The organism is Paraburkholderia sp. 31.1, assembly GCF_014397645.1.
Taxonomy (GTDB): Bacteria; Pseudomonadota; Gammaproteobacteria; order Burkholderiales; family Burkholderiaceae; genus Paraburkholderia; species Paraburkholderia tuberum.
The window spans coordinates 88,383-112,800 of record NZ_VZQN01000017.1 but is presented as its reverse complement, the minus strand read 5'-3'; the positions used below and the strand labels follow the sequence as shown (position 1 = coordinate 112,800).

The window sequence follows — 24,418 nt, the reverse complement described above, 5'->3', positions numbered from 1 at the left end:
CATCCTGACGACACGCCTGAATATGAGCGGTGGCGACCGCGCGCTAAACTGGGTGTGTGCTATCGAAAAGTTCGGTGGGTCGAGCGCAAGACGATGAAATTCACCCGAATGATGGTCGGCCTCGCCGTCGCGTACATGACCGTGTTAGCCGGAGTCGCCATCTTGCAGGATCGTTTTCTCTACTTCCCTCAGAAGGCCGCAATCGAGGAGGTCACCTCCGGTGGACTGCGCGCCTGGCCGACACCTGAGGCGTACCGGGGCCTCGTGGCGGAGCCGGACCGTTCCGCGCGCGCCACGGTCATCGTCTTCCATGGCAATGCGGGGCATGCCGGCCACCGCTCGTTCTATGCGGCAGCGCTCACCCGGCTCGGGCTGCGCGTGATTCTCGCCGAATATCCAGGCTACGGACCGCGCGCCGGGGCGTTAGGCGAAGCGAGTTTTGTCGACGATGCTCAACAGACCATCGCGCTGGCGCATCGCCTCTATGGCCCGCCACTGCTGCTCATCGGCGAATCGCTTGGGGCCGGCGTGGTGGCTGCGGCCGGGTCGCGTGAACGCGACAAGATCGCAGGCATGATGCTCATCACGCCATGGGATCGGCTCGAGCACGTCGCCGCTTACCACTATCCGTGGCTGCCCGTGAAGTGGCTGCTGCGCGACCGATACGACAGCGTGACCCATCTGGCGTCGTTCGACCGCCCGATTCTCGTCGTGGTTGCGGAACGCGACAGCATCGTCCCTACGCGCTACGGCGAGGCGCTTTACAACTCGCTGTCCGCACCGAGAAAACTCGTGGTGGTGGAGGCGGCTGACCATAACGACTGGATTGGCCACGTCGACGAAACCTGGTGGCGGGAGGCGACCGACTTCCTTCTCACGCCTTTGCATTGAAATATGAAGACGCCACCGGTCCCGTCCAACTCGGAGCGCATCTATGTTCTCGATGCGAAGAACAGGCCTGTCGAGGTGTTCGACCACGGCGCGTGGTCGCGCTGGATGACGGAAAACGAACTGATCTTCCGCCGCACACTGCTGGACGACTACGGTGTAACGGTCACGACCCGCTTCCGTGGTGTGTCCAAACCGAAAACCGGGGAGGCTTTGCTGTTCGTGACGCGCGTCGCCGGAATGCAGGCGCAAGACAACAGGAGCTACGGAGCAAGTACGCTCGATGAGGCGCTGGAGCAGCATGAGCGCATCGTGCAGAAAATCCTCCGGATAATGACAGGGCGGTGACCATCACAGCACGACGATTCTGCGGAGCCGTAACCCCAGGGAGTCGTCCATACATGGTGCAAACGGCGCAAGCGAATCGGTTAGAGTGTCCTGCTGAACGAATAGAGAGCCGTCGTGGCGTGTCGATGAAACGTAGCTGAAGATCCGCGGCAGGTGGGTGTTTCTTGAGAGGATCTAGCTTGCTGGCAGACGTCCTCGTCTCGAAGTACGCAGATCACCAGCCGTTGTACCGGCAATCGGCGATCGCGGCGCGCGACGGCGTGACGCTTGACCGGGCCAGCATGGGCCGCTGGGTCGGCCAGTGCGAGGCACTGTGCGCACCGCTAACAGAGGCGCTGCGCCGCTATACGGTGGCCACCACCAAACTGCACGCGGATGACACGCCGATCCCGGTACTCTCGCCGGGCAACAGGAAGACCCGCACCGGTCGACTGTGGGTCTACGTGCGCGACAATCATTGCTCCGGTTCGAGGCAACCGGCTTCGGTCTGGTTCGCCTACTCGCCGAATCGGCAACGCATCCATCCTCAGACCCATCTGGCCGACTTCAAAGGGATCCTGCAAGCGGACGCTTACGCGGGCTTCGACGAACTGTTCCGCGATGGCTCGATACGCGAGGCGGCATGTCATGCCCACGCGAGAAGAAAGTTCTACGACATCCACGTGCGCACGCCGTCCGACACAACTCAAAAGCCGCTCGAATATATTGGCGGGCTCTATGACATCGAGGCCTCCATTCGCGGCAAGCCAGCGGCCGAACGGCTGCGAATACGGCAGGAGAGAGCCAGGCCACTGCTTCAAATCTACGAAGCGTGGCTCAGGGCAAAGCTCGAAACGCTTTCGTCAAAGTCCGATGCAGCGAGGGCAATCAACTACTCGCTGAACCAGTGGAGCGCACTGACGCTGTATTGCGAAGACGGTACGCTCGAGATCGACAACAACATCGCGGCAAACGGGCAGCCGCGATGTACGCACTGATCAGAACTTGCGCACTGAATGACATCGATCCGTGCGCCTATCTGGACTACGTGCTAACCCACATCGCCGACCACAAAATCAATTGCATCGAAGAGCTCCTGCCGTGGCGCGTGGCCGACAAGCTGCACACGCGAGCCAGTCCGCCGAATCCCGCCACCTGACCGCCAGCTCCAGTTCGCCATCATGCCTCACACGCGCGCGAATGGACGAACGGCCCAGCTGAGCCGCTTACTGAGAACGAGAGCCGGTCGACAGCGCACCTCAATCCCACCGCTCGTCACGCACCTGAACGACGCCCGCCTCGATCCGCACCGGAAACGCCACCACATCCTCATATGCCGGTGGCGCCAGCACCTTTCCGGTCCTGATGCAAAATCGTGCACCGTGGCGCGGACAGACGACCACGTCGCCTTCCACCACACCGCCAGTCAGGATGCCGCCGTCGTGCGGGCAGACATCCTCGATTGCATAACAGGTGCCGTCGACGTTGAACACAGCAACCTGCGCGCCATCGACCTCGACGCTGCGAACAGACCCGGCCGGAAAATCCCCGATCGCAGCGACATCGACCCAGTCGGACATGTCAAAGCATCCCCAATTGCAGGCGCGCCGCATCCGACATCCGGTCTCTCGACCACGGCGGATCCCACACCAGTTCAACGTGCACGTCGTTCACTCCGCTCGCCGAGAACACCGCATCCTCCACCGTCGCCGGGAAGGTCTGCGCGACCGGGCAGCCTGGCGCGGTCAGCGTCATGCGGATCCCAACGCGGCCTTCGGCTTCGTCCACGTCAAGACCATAAACAAGCCCCAGATCGTAGATGTTGACCGGAATCTCCGGGTCGAACACGGTGCGCAGCGCGTCGATCACGCGTTCTTCAAGACCTTCTGTCGTCGTGCCACTGCCGGGTTGTGCGGCCTCGGCGCGCTTCAGCCAGTCGAATGTGCTCATCGTCTGCCTCACTCTGTCGAAACGGGGCGATCCTCGTCGTGCAACGCGGCGTGGAGCGTATGCCAGGCCAGCGTCGCGCACTTCACACGCTCGGGAAATTCACGTACACCGGACAGCACCGCCAGCTTGCCCATCTCCGGCGCGGCTGTCGCCTGCCCTGCAGCGGGCGTTGTCACCATGTCGTGAAAGCGCCCGAACAGCGCTTCGGCCTCTGCTTCCGTTTTGCCTTTCAGCGCCTCGGTCATCAGCGACGCTGATGCTGTCGCAATTGCACAGCCCGCGCCTTCGAAACTCGCTTCTTTGACGATGCCGTCCTCGATTCGCAGATAAAGCGTAATCCGGTCGCCGCACAGCGGGTTATAGCCCTCAGCCGTGTGATTGGCACCGGACAGTCCATGACAGTTACGCGGCCGCCGGTAGTGGTCGAAGATGACTTCCTGATACAGATCGCGCAGATCGCTCATTTTCCGAATATCTCCCTGACCTTTCCGAGACCTTCGATCAGCGCGTCGATATCCTGGTGGGTGTTGTAGAGGGCGAGCGACGCGCGCACGGTCGCCGGTACGCCGAAGCGCTGCATCACCGGCATCGCGCAATGATGGCCCGCACGCACCGCGATGCCGTGATGATCGAGAATCGTGCCGACATCATGGGCATGCACGCCGTCGAGCACGAACGACAGAATGCCTGCCTTGTCGCGTGCGCTACCGATAAAACGCAAGCCCGGTATCACCCGCAGGGCGGCCGTCGCATAGGCGAGCAGTTCGTTCTCGTGCGCGGCGATGACTTCCATGCCGATGCTGTCGACATAGTCGAGCGCCGCGCCCAGCGCAATCGCGCCGGCAATGTTCGGCGTACCCGCTTCGAACTTCCACGGAATCGCGTTGTACTCCGTTTTCTCGAACGTTACCGATCGGATCATGTCGCCGCCGCCCTGCCATGGCGGCATCGCTTCAAGCAGTGCGGCCTTGGCGTATAGCACGCCAATGCCAGTCGGTCCGTACACCTTATGCCCGGACAACGCATAGAAATCGCAATCTATCGCGCGGACGTCGACCGGCAGATGCGTGATTGCCTGTGCACCATCCAGCAGCACCGGCACGCCCCGCGCGTGTGCCGCTGCAACGATGCGCTCCACCGGATTGATGCTGCCGAGCGCGTTGGCCAGATGAGTCATCGCGACCAGCCGCGTACGTTCACTCAACAAACGCTCGTACGCGTCGGCATCGAGCGCGCCCATATCGTCGATCGGCACGACTTTCAGCGCCGCGCCCGTCTGCTCGCAGACGAGCTGCCACGGCACAATGTTCGAATGGTGCTCCATCGCGCTAATCAGGATTTCGTCGCCGGGCTTGATCCGCGGGCGAGCATAACTCTGGGCGACGAGATTGATCGCTTCGGTCGTGCCACGCACGAACACGATCTCCTCCGGACGCTGCGCATTGATGAAGCGTGCAATCTTCGCGCGTGCGGCCTCGAATGAATCGGTCGCGCGCTGAGACAGCAGATGCACGCCGCGGTGCACATTCGCGTTGCTATGCCGGTAGTAAGCGTTTTCCGCGTAGATGACCGAGGCAGGCTTTTGCGTAGTGGCGCCATTGTCGAGATAGACCAATGGCCGGCCATGCACGCGCTCGCCCAGAATCGGAAAATCGGCTCGCCAGTGCTCGACATTGCGCGGATCGGGCGTCTGCATCTGTTCGATCGGCTTCATAGCAACTCCCTGATGCGCTCGCCTTCCGGGGTGCGCGCGAACAGCAGGTTTTCGAGCCGGCCACGCAGCGAATCGATGCGCACACCTTCGACAATGTCGCGCGCAAATGCGTATGTCAGTAGCGCCCGTGCCATGCGCTCTTCGACACCTCGTGCACGTAAATAGAACAGCTGGTTGTCGTCCAGTTGACCGACCGTCGCGCCGTGTGTGCATTTCACGTCGTCGGCGTAGATCTCGAGTTGCGGCTTCGTGTCGATTTCCGCATCGCGTGACAGCAGCAGGTTGTGATTCGCCTGATGCGTGTCCGTTTGCTGTGCATCGCGATGCACGATGACGCGCCCGTTGAACACGCCGCGCGCTGCGCCGTCGAGCACCCCGCGGTAATGTTCGCGACTCGTGCCATGCGGCTCTGTGTGATCGATGCGCGTGTGGTGATCGACGTGCTGCCGGCCCCCGACGAAATAGAGACCGTTCAACGTGGCTTGCGCGTTCGCGGCGTTCAGGCTTGTGCCGATACCAGTGCGCGACAACGCGGCGCCGAACGCGAACGCATGTGAGGTAAAACAGCTGCCCCGTTGCTGCGCAGCGGCGACCGACGCGATATGAAAAGCCTTCGGGCCCTCTTGCTGCAACCGGTAGTGCTGCACGTCCGCCTGCTCGTCTGCGACGATGCGGGTAACCGCATTGGTCCAGTACGCGTCGCCGCTCAGCCCTACAAAATGCTCGACGATCGTGCAGCCCGAGCGTGCTCCTGCAAGCACGACATTGAACGGCTGCACCGCAAGACCCGCTTCGTCGGTCAGGAACAGGATCTGCAGCGGTTGATCGATGACCTCGCCAGGCGGCAGCACGATGGCAAACCCATCCGTCATAAACGCCGTATTTAGCGCGGCAAAGCCATCTGAATACGCCTGCGAGGCGAATGCCGATTCCAGTTGTTGTGGCATTTCTCTCAACGCCCGGGTGAGCGAGCCCACAAATACCCCGTGTGGCAAACCATTCAGTTTCGACGGCCGCGGCACATGCCGACCGTTGACAAAGACCAGTCGATGCGCGGCAGGGTCCAGCTTGAGTTCATCGATGACGTGCCGCACGTCGCTATAGTCCGTGCGTTGTGCCTTGAAATGCCAGGGACGCTTGCCAATCGCCGACACGTTCGTGTATTTCCAGTCCTCGTGCCGCGTGGTCGGCAAACCCAGCGCGTCGAACTGGTCGAACGCGCTTCGGCGCGCGGCACGCAGCCATGGAAACTCAACGCCGGGCAACGTCTTCGCGAGTTGCCCAAACTGATGGAAATAGTCGAGAGATTCGTTTTTCATGGATGCCCCGCACTTTCCTGGCTTGCTGTATTTTCTGGTTGCACCGCTTCATCGTCGATCCAACCATAGCCTTTACGCTCCAGCTCCAGCGCCAGTTCACGGGACCCCGACTTCACGATCCGGCCATTCGCCAGCACATGCACGCGATCCGGCACGACGTAGTCCAATAGCCGCTGATAGTGCGTCACGAGCACGATCGCCCGTTCTGGACTGCGCATGCTGTTGACGCCCTGCGCGACAATCTGCAATGCGTCGATGTCGAGTCCGGAATCCGTTTCGTCGAGAATGGCGAGCCGGGGCTCCAGCACGACCATCTGCAGAATCTCGTTGCGTTTCTTCTCTCCGCCGGAAAACCCTTCGTTCACGGCGCGATACAGCAGACTCTCGTCCATCCGCATCAGCGTCATCCTCTCCTTGACCCGTTGCAGAAACTCCATCGCATCGAACTCCGGCTCGCCACGATACCGCCGCTGCGCATTCAGCGCCGCCTTCAGCAGATAAACGTTGCTCACGCCGGGTATCTCGACGGGATACTGGAACGCGAGAAACAGTCCTTGGTGTGCGCGCTCCTCGGGTGCGAGCGCCAGCAGGTCGCGGCCGAGATACGAGACCTCGCCGCCCGTGACAGCAAAGTCCTCGCGCCCGGCCAGCACCTGGGCAAGCGTGCTCTTGCCCGAGCCGTTTGGACCCATGATCGCGTGCACCTCGCCGGCCCTTACATCCAGATCGATGCCACGCAGAATTTTCTTGCCGTCGACTTCGACCTGCAGATTGCTGATTTCAAGCATGGTCCGAATCCCTCGCGAATCGCTGTGGGTTATCCCACGGCGCCTTCCAGGCTGATGCCGAGCAGCTTTTGTGCCTCGACTGCAAACTCCATCGGCAGTTCCTTGAAGACCTCCTTGCAGAAGCCGTTCACGATCATCGACACCGCATCTTCCGGCGACAACCCACGCTGCCGGCAATAGAACAACTGGTCTTCGCCGATGCGTGATGTCGATGCTTCGTGTTCGACTTTCGCGGTCGGGTTCTTGACCTCGATGTAGGGGAATGTGTGAGCGCTGCAACGGTTTCCGAGCAAAAGCGAATCGCACTGCGTGTAGTTGCGCGCGCCTTCCGCCGCACGGCCGACCTTCACGAGGCCGCGATACGCGTTCTTTCCGCGGCCCGCCGAAATGCCTTTCGACAGAATCGTGCTGCGCGTATTGCGGCCGAGGTGAACCATCTTCGTCCCGGTATCGGCCTGTTGATAGTGGTTGGTCAGTGCCACCGAATAGAATTCACCGACCGAGTTATCGCCCTGCAGGATCACGCTCGGATACTTCCACGTAATCGCCGAACCGGTTTCCACCTGAGTCCATGAAATCTTCGAATTGGCCTCGCGGCAGTCGCCACGTTTGGTCACGAAGTTGTAGATGCCGCCCTTGCCCGACGCATCGCCCGGATACCAGTTCTGCACGGTCGAATAGCGGATCTGCGCCCCTTCCAGCGCGACCAGCTCGACCACAGCGGCATGCAGCTGGTTTTCGTCGCGCATCGGCGCGGTGCAGCCTTCCAGATAACTCACGTACGCGCCTTTGTCCGCGACGATCAGCGTGCGCTCGAACTGCCCGGTGTTCTGGGCGTTGATACGAAAGTAGGTCGACAGTTCCATCGGGCAGCGCACGCCCGGCGGGATGTAGCAGAACGAGCCATCGCTGAACACGGCGGAATTAAGCGCGGCGAAGAAATTATCGGTGTGCGGCACGACCGAGCCGAGATACTTTCGCACCAGCTCAGGATGATGCTGTATGGCATCCGAGAATGAACAGAACACAATGCCGAGTTCCGCCAGCTTTTCGCGGAACGTAGTCGCTACCGACACGCTGTCGAATACCGCATCCACCGCTACGCCCGCCAGCAGTTCGCGCTCCCTCAGCGGCACACCCAGCTTTTCGTAGGTACGCAGCAGTTCCGGATCGACTTCATCGAGACTCTTCGGACGATTCTTCTGCGTCATCGGCGCGGAATAATAGATGATGTTCTGGTAATCGATCGCCGGGTGTTCGACCGTCGCCCAATGCGGCTCGGTCATCGTGAGCCAGTGGCGATAGGCCGCGAGTCGCCATTCGAGCATGAACGCCGGCTCGTCTTTCTTCACCGAAATGAGCCGGACCACATCCTCGCTCAGCCCGCGCGGAAGCGCATCGGCCTGCAGATCAGTCACGAAACCGTGCTGGTATTCGCGGCTGATCAGTTCATCGAAACCGGTTGTGGATGCGCTCATGCGTGGCCTCCGTCAATCGACTTGGCGCAGGCGTCGCGCCCGCGCGATGGGTGGAGATACTACGCGCGCGGATCGCGCTGATATCGACTGCGCGCAAAGTGGGGCCCGCCATGTCCGCCAGCGTGACCTGCTGCAACGCTTCGTAAATCAGGCGATTGACCTTCTGCCAGTTGGCGCGCACCGCGCACGCCGCCTCCTGGATACACAGGCCTGGCGTAGTGCTGCATTCGGTCATCCCGATCGGGCCGTCGACGACGGCGATCACCTCCGCCAGCGTGATCCGCGCGGGCGGCCGCGGCAGCAGGTAGCCACCGTTTGTGCCGCGCAGCGACTCCACGACACCACCGCGCGTCAGGACTTTCAGCACCTTTGACACCGTAGGCCCCGCGACGCCGGTCGCCGCAGCAATGCTGCTTGCGCTGTGGACGGCATCGGGATCGCGCGCCATCGCAGTCATGATCACCGTGCCGTAATCGGCAAGTTTGCTCATGCGCAACATCGGAACATCTCCCGTTTTAATCAGGACCCTTTTGGTCCAGATTACATCGAAACGAAAACCGCACGTTTGGAGTGAGCGACACTGTCCTGTGTGGGGATTCCTGGCCACGTCGCGAATCGCTTTCCGTTTCGGGAGAAGTATTTCGCGAACGGCCCAACGCCGATTCCATTCTAGACCTGTATATATAACCTTGTCAGTGTATTGGTCTTCGTGACGGACCGCTCTGGCGAGCCACGCTCCATCGACCGCGAATACCCACTCGCCCGACGAGACATCAATTGTTTGATATCCAGAATATCGAAAACTGATTTAAAAGCCGGAATCCGCGTGAAGGATGCGCGATGTGCATCGCCTATCTCGGGAGAGGCCCGCCGCATAGTACTTTGGGCTGTTGTGGCATCCGGACCCAGTGGGGCCACTGCCCGATCTTTCTGGTGATTGTGGTTGTGTGGAGTGTTGAGCAGGTGCGCGGACTGAATGTCGAACGCGCCCATTGCCCTCGGCCTACGTGTTCAGCGCATACATGAAAGCCCGGAATCCACGGTCACCGTTGCCAGTTGTCGCTGTCGGATGAATAATCCCCCGTCAAGATTCGGGCGCTTTACGTGCGCTAACGATGACGGCCCCTTTCGTCCGTGCCTGCATGAGATTGCCCTTCAAGGCGTACAGGCAATTAACAATTTTGCGCCGATAAATTCTGATTATTTCATTTTCAGAAAAAGTATTTGACGAAGTAGGCGTTTACCCATGATGGACACCTCCTGTTCCAAAGGATAGGTGTCCACGAAAGCGGGTCAACTCCGGAAGGTCACATTCGGGTAGGTTTGGGTGCGACTTCTGTCCTTGCAATACACGATCTTTGATTTTTCAGGATGCATCGTCAGCCCACACTCCGTCAGCGAGAGCCGCTCGATCGTTAGCGGCTCCTGCAAATGCGCACGGATGTATTCCTCCACCCGTCGTACATAAAACGGCGCAAGCGGTCTGCGCTCGCGCGTCATGCCGCTTCGTACGCTGTTCGGTTGACCGTAGATAAGCGCGTTCAGGAATGTCGACTCGAACTGCTCAAATGCGAGTGGATAGCGCAGCGGATGCGCCTCCGTACTCATGATTTCCGCGAGCATCGTCAGCAACTGCATCAGGCACACCTCTGTGCCGACGTCAGTGCGAATTCTGGCTCGAATTCGATTGCCCCACCCGCCGCGTCGCCGAAATGACGCTGTGCATGACGCTCGAGCACATCGCGCTCGATACGCAGGATGGCCTGCGGGCAAGCTTCGCCCCACCGCATGCGCAGCGCCAGCATGGGCGACACCAGCGAGCCGGCGAGCGTCCATATTGAAGTGGACCTGCGCGTAGGCGAGCTCGTACAGTTTGCGCTGCTCGTCGGAAGGGCAGCCGTCACCAATCAATGCTCGGCTCGCATCCATCCCGCTGCATAGGGTATCTACCGAACATTTCATGCTTGCGTTGTCAGGATACCTGATATCAAATATGGAACTATCGCGACGGACAGGCGCGTCTTCCAGGACGCGCTTTATTTTGTTCTTTATATCAGCCTGCCTGATATTGCATCAACGGTAAGCGGGGCCAGCATCCCCGTCACGCTCATCGCTGCAATCGCCTGAAACCGAAGATCCCTCAACCGCAGTTCAACAAAAAAACATACAACTGGTCTGGAGACATCACCATGCAATTGAAGTCGACTCACGTTCTCATGTTCGGTGCGCTATGCGCGCTGAGCACTGGAGCCTTTGCGCAATCGAGCGTCACGTTGTATGGCATCGTGGACACGGGGATCGAGTATGTCTCGCACGCGAACGCGAAGGGCGACAGCGTCTTTCGCATGCCATCCGTTACCGGAGAGTTCCCGTCACGCTGGGGGCTGCGCGGCAACGAAGATCTAGGCGGCGGCTACAGCGCTGTCTTCACGCTCGAAAGCGGCTTTAACGTGCGCGACGGCAGTTCTGGACAGGGCGGGAGGCTGTTCGGACGCCAAGCATTCGTCGGCATGAAAAGCCCGTATGGAACGCTCGCGTTCGGCCGTCAGTACACGATGACCTATCTTGCGGTTCAGGGCGCCGACATCATCGGTCCGGACATTTACGGCATGGGCTCCCTGGATGCCTATGTGCCCAACGCACGCGCCGACAACTCCATCACCTATCTTGGCTCGTACAAGGGCTTTACGCTGGGCGCGGGCTATTCATTCGGACGGGACGCGGCGGGTACCGGCAACTCGCCGGGACAAGGAACCTGTACCGGCTCGGTTCCAGGCCACGCCACGGAATGCCGCGACTGGTCCGCAATGCTCAAGTACGACTCTCAATATTTCGGCGCGGCTGCGTCGTACGAGGAGCAACGCGGCGGCGCGACCGCAGCCGCCAACTTCTTCGACGGAATTGCGCCGACACCTCTCATCAACGCCGCGGACAAGGACGCCCGTACGCAACTGAGCGCCTATGCGCAGTACGCAGGCGCGAAGATCGGCGCAGGTTGGATTGGACGCCGCGTAGTGACCCAGTCGCCGACAGTACCGAATATCCGTTCGGATCTGTTCTTCCTCGGCGCTTCGTACATGGTCACGCCTGCGTTCCTCCTCGATGGCGAAGTGTTTCGGATCATCAATAGCGACCACGATACCCGCGCCACGATGGGAACATTACGCACCACCTATCTTCTGAGCAAGCGTTCGTCGGTCTATGCGCAGGCTGCGTATCTCGCGAACAGCGCGAAGGCGCGCTATTCGGTCAGCGGTGGCGGCGGTGGCACCACGCCAGGCGCGGGCATGGGTCAAACGGGCGTGATGGTCGGCATTAAACACATGTTCTGATAGGGGGCGAGAATGAAACGAACTTCAATTGCTATGTGCGTATCGGCAGTGTCCGCGATGCTGGCGGCCTGCGGCGGCGGTTCCGACTCGCTCTCCACCAGTGCGACACAATTGCCTCGGCTTTCCGCAGCACAACCCGCGACGCTGTCAGGAAACTGCAGCGCGCTCGCCGCCAGGTTGACGTTTGCGGCCACGACGTTCACGTCCGTTACCGACGTGCCGGCCGGAACGCTCACGGTGGCAGGAAAGTCCGTGCCCGAACATTGCGTGATCGAAGGGAAAATGAATCAACGCACGAGCGCCGTTGACGGCCAAACTTATGCGATTGGTTTTGAAATGCGGCTACCTATCGCGTGGAATGGTCGCTTTTTCTATCAGGCCAACGGTGGTCTCGACGGTAGTGTGACACCGGCGACGGGGGTGCTCAGTGGCGGGGGCCCGCTGAACAACGCTCTAAACATGGGCTTCGCCGTGATCAGTTCGGATGCAGGTCATTCCGGGTCGCAAAACCCGCTGTTTGGTCTCGATCCCCAGGCGCGCCTCGATTATGGCTATAACGCCGTTGCTACGCTCACGCCAATGGCCAGGCAGGTGATCAAGTTGGCCTATGGCAAGGGCCCCGACCGCAGCTACTTCGAAGGTTGCTCGAACGGCGGCCGTCATGCGATGGTGGCGGCAGCCAGGTCTTTCGCGGATTACGACGGCATCATTGCCGGCGACCCCGGCTTTCATTTGCCAAAGGCGGCGATCGGGCAGATGTGGAGCGCACAACAGCTAGCTACCGTCGCGACCGCCAAAACGTCATCCGGAATTGCCGATATCACCACCGGCTTGACGACTGCTGAAAGGCAGCTCATTGCGTCGAAGGTCATCGCGAAGTGCGATTCGCTGGATGGTGTAGCGGACGGGATGGTGCAAGACATCAAAGCGTGCCAGGCGAACTTCGACCTGGCCACGGACGTATCGACATGTTCGAGCAATGGGCGCGACGGCACCTGTCTTACGGCGGCTCAAAAGCAAGCCGTTGGAAATATTTTTTCTGGGGCGAAAAATAGCGCGGGCACTGCGCTCTATGCGAGCTTTCCGTATGACGTCGGTGTCAACGGATCAGGCTGGGCCGCGTGGAAGCAAGGCAATTCGATCAGCCTTGACCCGGCCGCGGCGGCCTTCGTATTTACGTCGCCGCCGCAGAGCGCTTCGCTGCTCAGCTCCATCGGCGCCTACGCTCTGAACTTCAACATGGACAGTGACGCGCCGAAGATCTTCGCAACGAGCGGTGTCTATTCCGAGTCTTCGTGGTCATTCATGACCCCGCCGAACGAGACTGATTTGAGCGGTCTGAGGAGCCGGGGCGCGAAGTTGATCGTCTATCACGGGACGAGCGATCCAGTGTTCTCGTCGAACGATACGACCGACTGGTATCAGCGCTTGTCCACGGCTAGTGGCGGTGACGCGAGCAATTTCGCCCGGCTCTTCACGGTAGCAGGGATGAACCACTGCAGCGGCGGTCCCACGGCCGATCAGTTCGACATGCTGACGCCTATGGTGGCATGGGTCGAGCAAGGGCAAGCGCCGAACCGGATCATCGCAACGGCTCGCGACACGACCAACGCGATACCGAATAGCGAAGTGCCGACTAGCTGGGGTGCCGGGCGCACGCGTCCGCTCTGCGCGTATCCGAAGGTGGCCCGCTATACCAGCGGAGACGTGAACTCGGCAAGCAGTTTCACTTGCAGCTAAGCCACTGACCGTGCGAGGGGGGAGCGCCATCGCATCCGTGGAAATCGACGCTTTATGCGACGATCCGGCGCGCGCCGACGCAATGCGCCGCAGGATCGAATCCGCGAGCAGCGCGATGTCGTCGACACGCTCGCGCACCGCGGGCAAATGAATCGGAAACGCACTGATCCGGAAATACAGATCGGCACGGAACTGGCCGTCCGCGACCATCCGCTCGAGCGGCTTGTGCGTGGCCGCGACGAGCCGGAAGTCGGCGCGCAGCATATCGGTACTGCCCACGCGCCTGAAGGTGCCCGTTTCGATCAGCCGCAGCAGCTTCACCTGAATGGACAGCGGCACGTCGCGCTGTACCGCTCGATCCAGCGCATCCTCGGTCTCGCGCCGCAAACCCGCTTGTATCTGTGCCAAGACTACCAGCCTGGCGGCCGTCCGCTGCTCTTCGAAACGACGGTGGCCCAGCAGCGCGAACGGAACATCCACGTCCACGACGGCGTCGACGAAGCATCGTTCATCGCGATGCGCACGGCCCGCGACGCCACGCTCGCGATGCCCGTGCTGATCCTGCCTTCGGTGCAGGTCAACATGCGGGCGGGCCACCTGCCGCCGCCCGAAAGCGATGGCGTGTCATACATCAAGGTACCGGTCGATGCGCTGTGAGCGCGGCGGCCTGGAGCAAACAGGAGGATCAGACATGCGGAACACGAAACTCACAGCCCCTTCGAAGCCGGGTGCCGATGCGCCTGCCGTCACAGCGCAACGGATGCGGCCGGCGCGCCAGCACGACGTGGTGATCGTCGGCGCGGGCGCGGCCGGCATCGCGACGGCATCGAGCCTGCTCGCGCGCAGCCCCGATCTCGACATCGCGGCCATCGATCCCGCCGACACGCACTATTAGGGGTTGTAAGCCGGAACCGCAGAAATTTTCGAAATTGTTTTGATTCAGCGAGTTAGCCTCTATTTGCGGGCAGCAAAGGCCTGATGATCCATCTGCCGCGCGCGTTGGATTTCGTCGCCATGCTGGTACATCGAAGTCGTCGCGATTGATGCATGTCGAAGGTTGTCGCGTACAGTCGTCAATTCGTGCAGCCAGTGATCGGCGGTTGCGTCGACCTCGAGGTCTGGCCGGGATTCGCTAATATCTGAAGCGTCGGGTATAGCAGAGGGTTTTTTGTTTAGCGGTCGCGGGTCTCGAACATGTGAGCAAGACGAGATGGAGTCATGCCGCGATCGGTAAACAAAAAACCCTCTGCTTTATGCGCTGCAGCGCATAAGTGCGTATCCCGGCCAGGCCTCGCGATGGATGCACGCACGCTCGTTCTCGACCAGATCGATGAATACGGTGGCCCGCTAATTTCTCGGCATCTCGACGAGGAGGCCCAGAGCGCTTTCGACGCCACCTGCAAGAAGCTTTATCGCTTCCTTTACCCCTCGTAAATCGCCTCAAACTACCCACAGATTCCGCCGACGATCCACAAACTTGAGCAACGTGAACGAGGTTTGCGCCTAAGCCTACATCACGCAAGCTGCTCAAAACGCCCCGAATCCCGATCGATTTACGTGCTCACGCTCACGTGCGGCGTGACCTTCATCTGCTGGCAGGCTTCGATGAATTCCTGTGCGTCGTAACCCTTTTCCGCGCCCAGCGTGATTTGCGCAGCCGCGTCCTTCGCTGCTTGCCGCGCATCGTTGATCATGACCTTGGCCGCGTCACGTTCAGCATGTCCGTCAGCACGACTAACGCGAGCGTTGACCACCAGCCCATGGCGGTTGTCGGTCAGCGTGTGGCCCATGAACCGCAGTTCGCTGGCCGTCTTGCCCTTGCGATGAAGCCGTGCGTCGGGATCGATCGTCGACTCGTGCGTCTCGTTGCTCCGCTTGGCACCCTTAAAGTCGCCCTCGCCGCTACCACCGTCGTTATCCCTGTCGTCACCGTCCTTGCGCACAAAGCTCTTGTGTCTCGCCCACGCCTGGATCAGCGTGCCGTCCACGCTGAAGTTCTCGCCCGACAACCAGTTCTTCTTCTGCGCGATAGACAGCACTTCGTTGAAGAATTCGGCCACCGCATCGTGACGGATCAGACGCTCGCGGTTCTTCGTGAACACCGTCGGCACCCACACCGAATCGTCCATCGATAGACCGATAAACCATCGAAAGAGCAGGTTGTATTGCGTTTGCTCCATGAGCTGGCGTTCGGACCGGATGCTGTAAAGCACCTGCAGCAGCATGGCCCGCAGCAGTTTCTCCGGCGCGATGCTCGGGCGGCCGCCCTTGATGTCAGTCTCATACATTCCGGCAAACAAGCGGTCCATCTTCGCCAGCGCCTCATTCGCCATGATGCGAATCGAGCGCAGCGGATGCAAGCACGGAACGAAATCGTCCAGCTTGCGCACGGAAAACAGACTTCCGGGAACGTGTCGGCGCCGCGCATGATCTCCTTGGGGGTCGGGTGAGCTTCTCACATCAACGCCTTTACTATCCGTCGCGATGACTTCCGCGCGAGGTATTTCCGCAACCTGCCAGACGGGCGATACCACATTTTAATTTCAAGATAAACCCATCTTGAAAGATAGGTTTTTGAGATGAAATTTTATGCTTAAATTAACCCAAGCTAATATTGCCGGATCTTTGACTCAAGCATTCGGAATAAGCCATCCTTAATAAAATCAATAGGCCTCTCTGATTTTTTAGATGACAAATAGCAAGGATTGTGCATTACCAACTTCGGCACGCAACCAGGTAATATGCCCGGATGAAGAAGAACCGATCGCTCGTCACGGCTCTCGCTTTCCGACGGCGCTCACCAATTGCGCGGTGCGTTGGTACCCGCACGTGAGCACCAGATACGTGCCCTCGCGATGCGAAGCGAACGCAGGCATTCCTTTAAAGATTCGATCCAAGGCAGCAGCATTTTGCATTTCTACGACACCGGATAAATGCAGCCTGCCATCACGCGGCGCGGATGGCGCGTTTGCTTGTCTGGCAGAACTGGATTGTTTAAAAAATAGTGCCATTTAATCATGGATTCGAAAATTCATCAAAACCCATCAAATTGACTAGATTTCGTTGAGTACCCGCAAGTGTGCTCTGTACGCTCGTTATCCCTATCGAGGCATGGAATGCAATCTCAGCAGCTCTCAGACGCAGTGCTAAATGCTTATGGCAAGACCGAGCTTTATGCTGCCAAGTTCAAGAAGATTATTGGTGAAGGAAAGTCATTCACTTTTGAGGATTTACCTTTTACGACAAAAGACGACTTGCAGAGATCCTTTCCCTACGGCGCGTTAGGCGTGTCCCTTGCAGATGTTGTCTCGTACCATGAGTCATCCGGAACGAGCGCCGGCAATCCCGATCGATCGTCGCGGTGCCCGTCCTTCTTTACAAGCAAGGACTGGAATAGTGATCTATCGAAGAGATTTCCAGATTGGATAAAACTGGGAAAGCAGGATTCCGTGCTGGTCTCGCTTCCTTATGCATTCACTTCGTCAGCTCACGCGTTCCATCAAGCCGCGCAAAAGGCAGGCGCTATGGCGATAGCAGTCGATTTGGGTAGTCACTATAGCAGTTTGAGGCGACAACTCGACCTGGCGATGAGACTCCAGCCGACGGTATTGGTTACGTCGAACCCGTTTCTTTTTTCGACGCTCGCGATGAAAATGCGGGCCGACGATACTGCGTTCGAAAAGATACGTCACATCCAACTTTGCGGTAGCGCAGTCTCTCAGTCGGCAATGCGCAAAACCGCCGGTTTATATGGAGCAGACTCGGTTGCTCAAACTTATGGAATGTCCGAATTTGGCGCGATTACCTTCACGGGAACCTGCGGCGAATCACATGTTTACGACGACTGCTTCTATGTAGAGATCATCAACCCGAAAACTGGTAATGCGCTTGTTGGTGAGCCGGGTGAGATCGTTATTACGACGATCCGCCGGGAGGGTTCACCTCGTATTCGATACAGGACTGGGGACATTGGCCGTCTCGATACGTCAATCTGCTGTTGCGGTTGCACTTCACCTCGCTTGAAGGTGAGTGGGCGCTTGAGCCAGTTAGCGTTGCTTGGAGAGAGCCGATTGCTACCGACGGATGTCGAACAGATCATTTGCGGGTTTGAAGAGACAACCGGGATGTTCAAACTTGAACTGGTTGACGAGAAAGCTCGTAAAGGAGCGCTAAGCCTCGATGTCAAGAAAGGCATGAACAACGACGATCTACGCTCCAGGCTCCAACAGAAATTTGCAATCTTCTTTGATGAATTGGCGATAGAACTAAAGGAAGTCGGTACCACATTTGAGGCTCTGTTCCGACGATCGGAAGATATCTCCCTCAAGTCGCTGAAAGACTTTGCACGCCCGAACGGCGGAGAGGAAGCATGGCTGGTAACGTATTAAATCCGGCGCGAGAGTCGGATTCGCTTGATAGACTGCGTCAGCTTGCTGAAAGCGCGGCGCGCTCTTTTACCTTCTACCGGCGCCTTTATGAAGGAATCAACCTTCAGGGAATCAGGTCGTCTATCGAATTGCCGTCAATCAACAGACAAGGAGTAGTGACAGATGGTTCCTTGCTCCACGAGGTATGGCTAGAGCGACCACCCTTCTACTTCGAGACAAGTGGCTCAACGGGCGATGCCTTTCCGGTGCTCCCTGATCTCGGGCGCGATCGGGTGGAAGCTTTTGGGGACTTCATTGATTCGTGGATGAAGCTAAGGAACGACCAGATAAGAGTCGCAATGGTTGCGCTGCCCATGGAGATGAACCCGATGGGGCTCAAGTATGTGCTAGGCCTCCGGCACTTGGGGATATCGGTGATTCCTGCGGGCGTACGAAATTTCCTTGCGCCGCCGAGCAAGGTTGTAGACCTATTAATGCGTCGAGAAGTGCAACTGATAGTTGGCAGGCCTCTGGAAATTATCAGATACGCCGAAGCGATTGAGGATGAGGGCGGAAATCCCGCGGGGTTGTCTGTCCGCAAGATCTTCGTCACTGGAGAAATTCTTTCGCGGCGAAAGTGGCAAAGAATTTCAGAACTCTACGGTGACGCGGAGGTGTACTCGACGTACGGGCTGACCGAACTGGATGGTGGGCTCGTTTCCTGCCCTGAAGGAAAGTTCCACATCCCGAAGAATTCGCTCGGCATGTACGTTGAGCTCATCGATGACGAATCACGAACTGTCGTGGGGCCGTCCTCCCAAGGCGAAATTGTTCTGACTAACTTGAACCCGCAACCGATGCCGCTGATCCGCTATAAAACGGGCGACCTTGCGGTGCTCCACGAGGAATGTAGTTGTCATCTCGGTACGCCTAGTCTAGAGATCCTCGGCCGTGTCCTTGATCGGGCTGACGTTGGGGGGAAATGCGTCCTCCCTATTCAGATAGAGGAAGCGGTGCTCGGCGACCGCCGGGTCAGCGCCGAGTTCATAGCCAACGTGTGGCAAGACAACTTGCACGTCTTTGTTGAGCAGCGTTCCAGTGAGCGTGTCGCTCGGGCAGAAGTGGAAAGTCAGATTTTCGAGCACGCCGGGGTGCACGCGAAGGTCACCGTTTGCGAACGTGGTCATCTCGCAGACAAACTGGGTATCGCGAAAGAAAAAGGTGGTCGCTTCAGATTCGTGGACACCCAAGAAGAGTTCGCGAGTTTACCTAAAGTCAATTTTGTCGATAGGAGTCTCACCACGTGATTATCGATGCGCATGCTCATCTCGGTTCATCGCCCATGAGCAACATAGAGTTTTACCTGAGAAGCATGGAGCGTTCAGGTACAGACATGACGATCGTCGTACCTGGCAACAAGGTGCATGCCGACCGTCTCGCAGATTTCATGCGTGGAGACGAACCACTGATCAGCCTTGAGCCCGCTAATGAGCTTATCCTTGAGGCTGTCACCGTTCGACCCGACAAGTTCTATGGTTTCGTCGAACTGAACCCTGAATTCAACGACGTTGATAGCTTGGTTGAGGAGTATCTGTCTCATCCCAACATTGTCGGATTCAAGTTAAATCCCCTTATTGCTCGACTGTCATACAGGAACCCTGAGGTGCGGAAACTGTTCGCGTTCTGCGCGGACAACGAATTGCCGATATACACCCACCTTCTTATGGTGCCGCAAGCGTCGCTGGATGCTTTAGCTGAAATTTATGACAGTTACCGTCCCCCGTTGATCATTGGGCACATGGGATTCGCTTCGTCTGATCACGCCGCGGTCGAATTTGCATCCGAGTACGAGCAAATCTATCTGGAGACGTCCACGGGCGCCTTGCCGGCTATACGGACTGCGCTACGTAAGCTCGGTCCAGAACGATTGCTTTTCGGCAGCGAAGGACCGTCTCACAGTCAGAACGTCGAGCTTGCCAAGATCAGAGAGCTCGATATTTCGAATCTGGAACGTGAAGGCATCATGGGCAGAAATGTCCAAAATCTGACCAGTGCCAAGGAGGCGGCCAGTGGAGGCGCTTAATGACATGCATTTGATTGTCCGAAATGTGCACGGTGAGCCGAAGGCAATCAAGATTTTGTATGAGACCTTGGATTGCATCGCCTTCCGGAACACCATGGACGTGGGTGAGCATCTGAAGGAGGAACGCCACGACGTGGACGAAATAATTTTTCGGGTGGCGGGCACTACTCGGCATCGCGTAGGTACGGACGATTTTATCGTCCGTCCGGGTGACCATGTGAAAATCCCTCGGGGAACGTTGCATTCGTGTGTCGTGGTCGGTAATGCGGCTGTCGATCAGGTGACGGTACTGGTCCGCGGCGCAATCCCAGGTTCGTTTTTCACAGAGGGATAATCGTACATGGCGGGAAAATATGCGACTAACCACGATTCGTTGGCAGCGATCATCGACGACATGTTGGTTCATGAGAACCTAGTCGATCGGGTAATAGAAGCTTTTTCGCGCTTTATCAAGCGCGTGGAATTCGATACCGCAAAAAATATTGTCGAAAATAAGCTATTTTTCGAAGCAGCAGATTTGTGGGAAAAGTTTAGTCAAGGGGTTGGTGCGACTTGCATAGAGCAGGCCGAGATGTTGGAGTCGCTCCTGCGTAATGGAGGCATAGACTGCCAGATTGTCCACGCCGACGTTACCGACGTCAGACAGCAAGCGCTGAAATTTGCCTTCATTAGTTTGGTTCACGTGCCGGTGAACGATGATCGATGGATGCTGTTGGACCCTGTTAGGAAGACCTACTATGACTGCAACTCTTCCGGTAGAGCGTGGACGGGAAACGGCGAGGTTCAATTCGTCACCTCGGCCGACAACGAGTACACCTTTGACCGGTACGTCCGTGGGGAGGTCGTCTGGCGCGTGCGGGTGGATAGAAATCTACCGCGCGGATTCAGACGTGAACGCCTGAGGCGGCTTGTTGAAGAGTTGAATGGGGTGTCCCCGTACGGATTCATCGCGCCGCTCTTTGCCGAGGAACATCACGAGCGCGCGATCTTTTTCGATCCTTATGCCGAAGAGGTGCTTTTGCGGCAGGGTGCAGAAACGTATAGGTTGGATGTTGCCGACTGGGAGCGCGATAGCAAATGCGCGTGGCTCGGATCTCGCATGGAAAAAGTCTGGCCTGCGATTAAACAGATGCGTAGCGCCCCACCCCAAGCGTACGCGGATATGCAGACAAAAATGCAAGGCGAGTTTTTTCAGCGGCTTTAAGTGTCAGCAATCTCATACGAGGAGTTGGGCGATGCCACCTGTAGATTTAGTAAAGTACGATCGTGACGTATTTGACCGACGCTTTATGAATTGTTGGCGTCGGCAGGCGATGGTGGGACTGAAAGACAGAGACGTTCCAGTTGAATTGTTATTTTTCAGATCGCTCGTTTCGACTGATCAAATCTTCGAGCAGATTGTCAAGGAGGGAAGACGTCGGTATGAGTTCACGTCTAGGTTCCTGGACAATTCGGACCTTAACCAATTGGGAGTCAGCCAAGTCATGCTGGAACCCGAGAGGCCGACCGATATCGTCACGATCGCTGAAAGCGCGTGGAGCGTTGACAACGTAGTTCTTCTAGCTGGGGACGTCTTCTACTTGCCTCACTGCCCCGAATTCCGGCAGAAGCATACCGAACACATGGTAACCTTAGTCGGTCGTCGTGACGGCGATTGGAGTATCGTAGACGACGGCGGGGGCGGCATCTTGTGCGGCTACTCATATCCGGATCGAGTCGTTTTCGATTTCTTTGAAAACTGCACGATGAAGCGGATGAGAGAGTTTTCGGTCGGAAAATCTCCAGCAAATGCGCGCGGTGACTTCGCGAACACGTTCCTCAGTGTGGTCAGCGATTACACCGACTCGCTTTGGTTCATGAATCAATTCGAAGCATATCTGCAATATCCTTTCTCTTCGCGAATCGAAAAGTCGGAAAGGTTACGAGATTTTTTTTCTATTTATTCGGGGTCGCGTAATAGCTTCGCTCAGTTCTGCAAGATTTTCCCAGAGCTTGGCCCGTTGGTGAACGTGATGGAAGACATAAGCCGGCAAGCTCACGCCACGCAAAAGCGAATTGCTGGCAAGGGTGGGGATTTCGAGGGCGACGACGCTACCGTCTCATTCGCGTCCGGATTATTCGATGAAATCGCGCGCGTTGAGCGATACGTGAAGACGTTCTTGACGGAACTAGCGAGCTTAGACAGTCGCTTGGATCAGCAGGGCGTTCAGCAACAAGTTATATGAAAAGTCGAAATTTCATGAAAGGCGTTCTTCAGTCGCCCTACGGCCTTCTCTTGAGGAAGCAGGAATTCTCTGTTTACTTTTTGGCACAGTTAGTTGGGACTGCCTGCGACGGATTGTTCGGGGCACTGGTAGTGTTCAGCGCCATCTCGCACCAAGCTGGGGCGACGGAGATCGGCTTTCTGACGTTTTGTAACGTGTTTCCGCGTGTAGTGATTCGGCCTGTCGCAGGCGTTTTCGCTGATCGTTGGGATAAAAAGAAGATCCTGCTTCTCGCTGAGACAGGAAAGGTTATTGTGGTCGTCGCGCTTGCATTTTTCTTGCACCTAGGGCGGGACGGCACAGCGACGCTTGCGGCGGCGAGCTTGCTTATTTCGTCTCTCTTCTCGGTTAGCTCTCCTGCTGGCAGGGCGTACGTCGGTGATGTGGTCGAGGCGCAGGACGCCCAGCCCGCAAACGGATTGTTACAAAGTAGCTTTTGGCCCGCCTACTTTATCGGTGCGGGAATTCAATCGGCGTTACTGGCGTACCTTAGCATTCAAGCGGCCTTTTACGTTGTAGGGTGTGCGTTGACGGTGAGTGGGACGTTGCTTACCCTATTGCCAGCGGCAGGACGTGTGCCGCAGGGGAAAACATGGAGTTTTGCGTCTGACCTGCTGAATGGCTACCGTTCTCTGGCCGCCGATAAACTGCTCCACGATCGTGTCATCACTTACGCCATTTATACATTTTTCTGGCGAGGCGTGTTGCAGGTTTGCATACCCGTTGCACTACGTGACAAGTCTCCTTCGCATGCCGATGTGTATGGCGTACTCATGCTGACGAACGGTATCTTGGAGATGCTCATCACTTTATGGATCGGGCGCAGGTTGTCGTCCAACCCGCTAAGGCTCGCCCATCTCAGCGAGGGCATTCTGGGAATTGTTTTTGTTCTCCTTGCGGTTACCTACGTAGTCAGCGCTCCAATAGCAACATTGTTCGGGATAGTAGCACTGGTCAGCTGGTCCGCCGCTTGCACCGATGTCCCAGTACTGACTGTGATTCAGCGTCAGGTAAGCCGGGAAAACCAGGGGAAAGTCATGAGTCTCTGGTTCTCGGTTGGATCTTTGGGTGGCGCGCTGGGTACACTCAGCGTTGGCGTAGCTATGCCTTATGTCAGAACAGATTTGGCCATGTGTGCGGTTGGTGCAACGCTTCTAACGTTTTGTGTCTGGTCGCAAGTGAAGATTGCCCGATTTTCGGCCCGGGACCCGGCATAGCGGTCGTTATGCGGCATTTTACAATTAATGAGGTCATCGAATGTTTGACGGATCCGTGGTTGCGCTGGTTACTCCCATGTTTGCTGATGGTTCGATAGACTGGGATTCACTATCAGGACTGGTTGATTTTCATGCCTCGAACGGCACTGCCGGAATCGTAAGTGTCGGAACGACAGGGGAATCGCCGACTCTGGATGTCGATGAGCATCTGCGCGTGATAGAAAGGACAATTAAGGCTGCGAACGGAAGAGTTCCGGTCATCGCTGGGGCTGGAGCAAACTCGACTCGGGAAGCAGTTGTACTTACGGAGGCGGTCACGGCGCTCGGTTGTCAAGGTATCCTTTCAGTGACGCCTTACTACAACAAACCGACGCAAAGAGGCTTGGTGGAACACTATGTGCGGGTGGCGAATTCAACCGATCTGCCGGTGATCCTTTATAACGTCCCGAGCAGAACCGGTACCGATATGTTGCCGGTAAGCGTTCAGGAAGCGGCCAACCGATGCAAGAATATCGTAGGCATTAAAGAGGCCAGCGGAGCGGCGACGGCGAGTCGGACCGTCGAGCTGTTGGAACGCTGCGGCAAAACGTTCAATGTGTTCAGCGGTGAAGACAAGTTTGCTTGTGACGCTATTCTGGCAGGTGCCAGGGGCGTTATATCAGTGACGGCAAACGTAGTTCCCCGGTTAATGGCTGAGATGTGCAGATATGCGCTTGCTGGAGATCCGGGAGCAGCTCGAGATACGGACCGCCTGCTCGCCGGGTTGCACAATCAACTTTTTGTTGAACCGAATCCTATACCGGTCAAGTGGGTTCTGCATCGAATGGGCCTGATCGATTCGGGAATTAGATTGCCGATGACGTGGCTATCAAATGAGCACGAACCGTCCCTGGCGTCTGTATTGGATGAGTTGGAAGGGACTTAGCGCCACGGTTTTGCATTGGAAATGAT

Annotated in this window: 21 protein-coding genes and 6 pseudogenes; 16 read left to right on the top strand and 11 right to left on the bottom strand. The window is 57.7% G+C overall.

Annotation, left to right across the window (positions count from 1 at the left end; all coding sequences use genetic code 11):
* Positions 1 to 93 precede the first annotated feature (93 nt).
* The 3 genes and pseudogenes from F6X37_RS15455 to tnpC form a co-directional block, all read left to right on the top strand.
* Positions 94 to 891 carry an alpha/beta hydrolase gene (locus F6X37_RS15455; RefSeq protein ID WP_187611928.1) on the top strand — a complete coding sequence of 266 codons (798 nt, stop codon included), beginning with the start codon at positions 94 to 96 and terminating at the stop codon, positions 889 to 891.
* A 3-nt stretch (positions 892 to 894) separates the two neighbouring features.
* Positions 895 to 1,236, top strand: a complete 342-nt coding sequence (locus F6X37_RS15450; protein ID WP_184058727.1) for a hypothetical protein — start codon at positions 895 to 897, stop codon at positions 1,234 to 1,236.
* A gap of 164 nt (positions 1,237 to 1,400) precedes the next feature.
* Positions 1,401 to 2,374 (top strand): annotated as a pseudogene (gene tnpC, locus F6X37_RS15445) (IS66 family transposase); the annotation flags it as partial.
* Between the two features lie 100 nt (positions 2,375 to 2,474).
* On the opposite strand, the gene nirD reads toward tnpC, so the two are convergent.
* The 9 genes and pseudogenes from nirD to F6X37_RS37625 all read right to left on the bottom strand — a co-directional run.
* The gene (gene nirD, locus F6X37_RS15440) at positions 2,475 to 2,795 is read right to left on the bottom strand and encodes a nitrite reductase small subunit NirD (RefSeq protein ID WP_090811477.1); all 321 of its coding nucleotides are present in this window, start codon (positions 2,793 to 2,795) and stop codon (positions 2,475 to 2,477) included.
* A 1-nt stretch (position 2,796) separates the two neighbouring features.
* The gene (locus tag F6X37_RS15435) at positions 2,797 to 3,165 is read right to left on the bottom strand and encodes an SUF system Fe-S cluster assembly protein (RefSeq protein ID WP_090811480.1); all 369 of its coding nucleotides are present in this window, start codon (positions 3,163 to 3,165) and stop codon (positions 2,797 to 2,799) included.
* A gap of 8 nt (positions 3,166 to 3,173) precedes the next feature.
* On the bottom strand, positions 3,174 to 3,629 hold the full coding sequence (sufU, locus tag F6X37_RS15430) for a Fe-S cluster assembly sulfur transfer protein SufU (RefSeq protein ID WP_184058729.1): 456 nt from the start codon (positions 3,627 to 3,629) through the stop codon (positions 3,174 to 3,176).
* Positions 3,626 to 4,879, bottom strand: a complete 1,254-nt coding sequence (locus tag F6X37_RS15425; protein WP_316251973.1) for a cysteine desulfurase — start codon at positions 4,877 to 4,879, stop codon at positions 3,626 to 3,628. The genes sufU and F6X37_RS15425 overlap by 4 nt, the downstream gene beginning before the upstream one ends.
* On the bottom strand, positions 4,876 to 6,198 hold the full coding sequence (sufD, locus tag F6X37_RS15420; protein WP_187611927.1) for a Fe-S cluster assembly protein SufD: 1,323 nt from the start codon (positions 6,196 to 6,198) through the stop codon (positions 4,876 to 4,878). The genes F6X37_RS15425 and sufD overlap by 4 nt, the downstream gene beginning before the upstream one ends.
* Positions 6,195 to 6,986 carry a Fe-S cluster assembly ATPase SufC gene (sufC, locus tag F6X37_RS15415; RefSeq protein WP_184058733.1) on the bottom strand — a complete coding sequence of 264 codons (792 nt, stop codon included), beginning with the start codon at positions 6,984 to 6,986 and terminating at the stop codon, positions 6,195 to 6,197. Before sufC ends, sufD begins: the two co-directional genes overlap by 4 nt.
* A 29-nt stretch (positions 6,987 to 7,015) precedes the next feature.
* Positions 7,016 to 8,464 carry a Fe-S cluster assembly protein SufB gene (gene sufB, locus F6X37_RS15410; RefSeq protein ID WP_187611926.1) on the bottom strand — a complete coding sequence of 483 codons (1,449 nt, stop codon included), beginning with the start codon at positions 8,462 to 8,464 and terminating at the stop codon, positions 7,016 to 7,018.
* Positions 8,436 to 8,921 (bottom strand): SUF system Fe-S cluster assembly regulator, encoded by a 486-nt coding sequence (locus F6X37_RS15405; protein ID WP_410451366.1) that lies wholly within the window; start codon positions 8,919 to 8,921, stop codon positions 8,436 to 8,438. Before F6X37_RS15405 ends, sufB begins: the two co-directional genes overlap by 29 nt.
* A gap of 941 nt (positions 8,922 to 9,862) precedes the next feature.
* A pseudogene (locus F6X37_RS37625) lies at positions 9,863 to 10,284 on the bottom strand (AraC family transcriptional regulator); the annotation flags it as partial.
* A 369-nt stretch (positions 10,285 to 10,653) separates the two neighbouring features.
* On the opposite strand from F6X37_RS37625, the gene F6X37_RS15395 reads away from it, so the two are divergent.
* Both F6X37_RS15395 and F6X37_RS15390 read left to right on the top strand, forming a co-directional pair.
* Positions 10,654 to 11,796, top strand: coding sequence for a porin (locus tag F6X37_RS15395; protein ID WP_184058736.1), 1,143 nt, complete (start codon positions 10,654 to 10,656; stop codon positions 11,794 to 11,796).
* A gap of 12 nt (positions 11,797 to 11,808) precedes the next feature.
* Positions 11,809 to 13,536 carry a tannase/feruloyl esterase family alpha/beta hydrolase gene (locus F6X37_RS15390; RefSeq protein WP_187611925.1) on the top strand — a complete coding sequence of 576 codons (1,728 nt, stop codon included), beginning with the start codon at positions 11,809 to 11,811 and terminating at the stop codon, positions 13,534 to 13,536.
* A 24-nt stretch (positions 13,537 to 13,560) separates the two neighbouring features.
* On the opposite strand, the pseudogene F6X37_RS15385 reads toward F6X37_RS15390, so the two are convergent.
* A pseudogene (locus tag F6X37_RS15385) lies at positions 13,561 to 13,878 on the bottom strand (sigma 54-interacting transcriptional regulator); the annotation flags it as partial.
* Between the two features lie 3 nt (positions 13,879 to 13,881).
* Here F6X37_RS15385 and F6X37_RS15380 point away from each other — a divergent pair.
* The 3 genes and pseudogenes from F6X37_RS15380 to F6X37_RS15370 form a co-directional block, all read left to right on the top strand.
* Positions 13,882 to 14,193, top strand: a pseudogene (locus F6X37_RS15380) (MBL fold metallo-hydrolase); the annotation flags it as partial.
* Positions 14,194 to 14,227: 34 nt separating this feature from the next.
* Positions 14,228 to 14,428, top strand: a pseudogene (locus F6X37_RS15375) (pyridine nucleotide-disulfide oxidoreductase); the annotation flags it as partial.
* A gap of 404 nt (positions 14,429 to 14,832) precedes the next feature.
* The gene (locus F6X37_RS15370; protein WP_187611924.1) at positions 14,833 to 14,970 is read left to right on the top strand and encodes a hypothetical protein; all 138 of its coding nucleotides are present in this window, start codon (positions 14,833 to 14,835) and stop codon (positions 14,968 to 14,970) included.
* Positions 14,971 to 15,092: 122 nt separating this feature from the next.
* Here F6X37_RS15370 and F6X37_RS15365 read toward each other — a convergent pair.
* Positions 15,093 to 15,964 (bottom strand): annotated as a pseudogene (locus F6X37_RS15365) (IS5 family transposase); the annotation flags it as partial.
* 688 nt (positions 15,965 to 16,652) lie between these two features.
* On the opposite strand from F6X37_RS15365, the gene F6X37_RS15360 reads away from it, so the two are divergent.
* Genes F6X37_RS15360 through dapA form a run of 8 tightly spaced genes read left to right on the top strand, consistent with a single transcriptional unit; the run spans position 16,653 to position 24,392 of the window.
* Positions 16,653 to 17,924: a phenylacetate--CoA ligase family protein gene (locus F6X37_RS15360; protein ID WP_187611923.1), complete on the top strand. Its 1,272-nt coding sequence runs from the start codon at positions 16,653 to 16,655 to the stop codon at positions 17,922 to 17,924.
* Complete coding sequence (locus tag F6X37_RS15355; RefSeq protein ID WP_187611922.1) at positions 17,906 to 19,210, top strand: phenylacetate--CoA ligase family protein; 1,305 nt, start codon at positions 17,906 to 17,908, stop codon at positions 19,208 to 19,210. Before F6X37_RS15360 ends, F6X37_RS15355 begins: the two co-directional genes overlap by 19 nt.
* Positions 19,207 to 19,986: an amidohydrolase family protein gene (locus F6X37_RS15350; RefSeq protein ID WP_187611921.1), complete on the top strand. Its 780-nt coding sequence runs from the start codon at positions 19,207 to 19,209 to the stop codon at positions 19,984 to 19,986. The genes F6X37_RS15355 and F6X37_RS15350 overlap by 4 nt, the downstream gene beginning before the upstream one ends.
* Positions 19,973 to 20,320: a cupin domain-containing protein gene (locus tag F6X37_RS15345; RefSeq protein WP_187611920.1), complete on the top strand. Its 348-nt coding sequence runs from the start codon at positions 19,973 to 19,975 to the stop codon at positions 20,318 to 20,320. Before F6X37_RS15350 ends, F6X37_RS15345 begins: the two co-directional genes overlap by 14 nt.
* 6 nt (positions 20,321 to 20,326) lie before the next feature.
* Complete coding sequence (locus F6X37_RS15340; protein WP_187611919.1) at positions 20,327 to 21,190, top strand: hypothetical protein; 864 nt, start codon at positions 20,327 to 20,329, stop codon at positions 21,188 to 21,190.
* A gap of 31 nt (positions 21,191 to 21,221) precedes the next feature.
* Positions 21,222 to 22,211: a hypothetical protein gene (locus F6X37_RS15335; protein ID WP_187611918.1), complete on the top strand. Its 990-nt coding sequence runs from the start codon at positions 21,222 to 21,224 to the stop codon at positions 22,209 to 22,211.
* 14 nt (positions 22,212 to 22,225) lie between these two features.
* Positions 22,226 to 23,467: an MFS transporter gene (locus F6X37_RS15330; RefSeq protein WP_187611917.1), complete on the top strand. Its 1,242-nt coding sequence runs from the start codon at positions 22,226 to 22,228 to the stop codon at positions 23,465 to 23,467.
* A 40-nt stretch (positions 23,468 to 23,507) separates the two neighbouring features.
* Positions 23,508 to 24,392, top strand: a complete 885-nt coding sequence (gene dapA, locus F6X37_RS15325) for a 4-hydroxy-tetrahydrodipicolinate synthase (RefSeq protein ID WP_187611916.1) — start codon at positions 23,508 to 23,510, stop codon at positions 24,390 to 24,392.
* Positions 24,393 to 24,418: the final 26 nt, after the last annotated feature.

What these genes read in the sequence shown, in the direction of transcription:
- F6X37_RS15455 (WP_187611928.1), top strand. Translation starts at nt 94, where the DNA reads ATGAAATTCACCCGAATGATGGTCGGCCTCGCCGTCGCGTACATGACC.
- F6X37_RS15450 (WP_184058727.1), top strand. Translation starts at nt 895, where the DNA reads ATGAAGACGCCACCGGTCCCGTCCAACTCGGAGCGCATCTATGTTCTC.
- nirD (WP_090811477.1), bottom strand. Translation starts at nt 2,795, where the DNA reads ATGTCCGACTGGGTCGATGTCGCTGCGATCGGGGATTTTCCGGCCGGG.
- F6X37_RS15435 (WP_090811480.1), bottom strand. Translation starts at nt 3,165, where the DNA reads ATGAGCACATTCGACTGGCTGAAGCGCGCCGAGGCCGCACAACCCGGC.
- sufU (WP_184058729.1), bottom strand. Translation starts at nt 3,629, where the DNA reads ATGAGCGATCTGCGCGATCTGTATCAGGAAGTCATCTTCGACCACTAC.
- F6X37_RS15425 (WP_316251973.1), bottom strand. Translation starts at nt 4,879, where the DNA reads ATGAAGCCGATCGAACAGATGCAGACGCCCGATCCGCGCAATGTCGAG.
- sufD (WP_187611927.1), bottom strand. Translation starts at nt 6,198, where the DNA reads ATGAAAAACGAATCTCTCGACTATTTCCATCAGTTTGGGCAACTCGCG.
- sufC (WP_184058733.1), bottom strand. Translation starts at nt 6,986, where the DNA reads ATGCTTGAAATCAGCAATCTGCAGGTCGAAGTCGACGGCAAGAAAATT.
- sufB (WP_187611926.1), bottom strand. Translation starts at nt 8,464, where the DNA reads ATGAGCGCATCCACAACCGGTTTCGATGAACTGATCAGCCGCGAATAC.
- F6X37_RS15405 (WP_410451366.1), bottom strand. Translation starts at nt 8,921, where the DNA reads ATGACTGCGATGGCGCGCGATCCCGATGCCGTCCACAGCGCAAGCAGC.
- F6X37_RS15395 (WP_184058736.1), top strand. Translation starts at nt 10,654, where the DNA reads ATGCAATTGAAGTCGACTCACGTTCTCATGTTCGGTGCGCTATGCGCG.
- F6X37_RS15390 (WP_187611925.1), top strand. Translation starts at nt 11,809, where the DNA reads ATGAAACGAACTTCAATTGCTATGTGCGTATCGGCAGTGTCCGCGATG.
- F6X37_RS15370 (WP_187611924.1), top strand. Translation starts at nt 14,833, where the DNA reads ATGGATGCACGCACGCTCGTTCTCGACCAGATCGATGAATACGGTGGC.
- F6X37_RS15360 (WP_187611923.1), top strand. Translation starts at nt 16,653, where the DNA reads ATGCAATCTCAGCAGCTCTCAGACGCAGTGCTAAATGCTTATGGCAAG.
- F6X37_RS15355 (WP_187611922.1), top strand. Translation starts at nt 17,906, where the DNA reads ATGGCTGGTAACGTATTAAATCCGGCGCGAGAGTCGGATTCGCTTGAT.
- F6X37_RS15340 (WP_187611919.1), top strand. Translation starts at nt 20,327, where the DNA reads ATGGCGGGAAAATATGCGACTAACCACGATTCGTTGGCAGCGATCATC.
- F6X37_RS15335 (WP_187611918.1), top strand. Translation starts at nt 21,222, where the DNA reads ATGCCACCTGTAGATTTAGTAAAGTACGATCGTGACGTATTTGACCGA.
- F6X37_RS15330 (WP_187611917.1), top strand. Translation starts at nt 22,226, where the DNA reads ATGAAAGGCGTTCTTCAGTCGCCCTACGGCCTTCTCTTGAGGAAGCAG.
- dapA (WP_187611916.1), top strand. Translation starts at nt 23,508, where the DNA reads ATGTTTGACGGATCCGTGGTTGCGCTGGTTACTCCCATGTTTGCTGAT.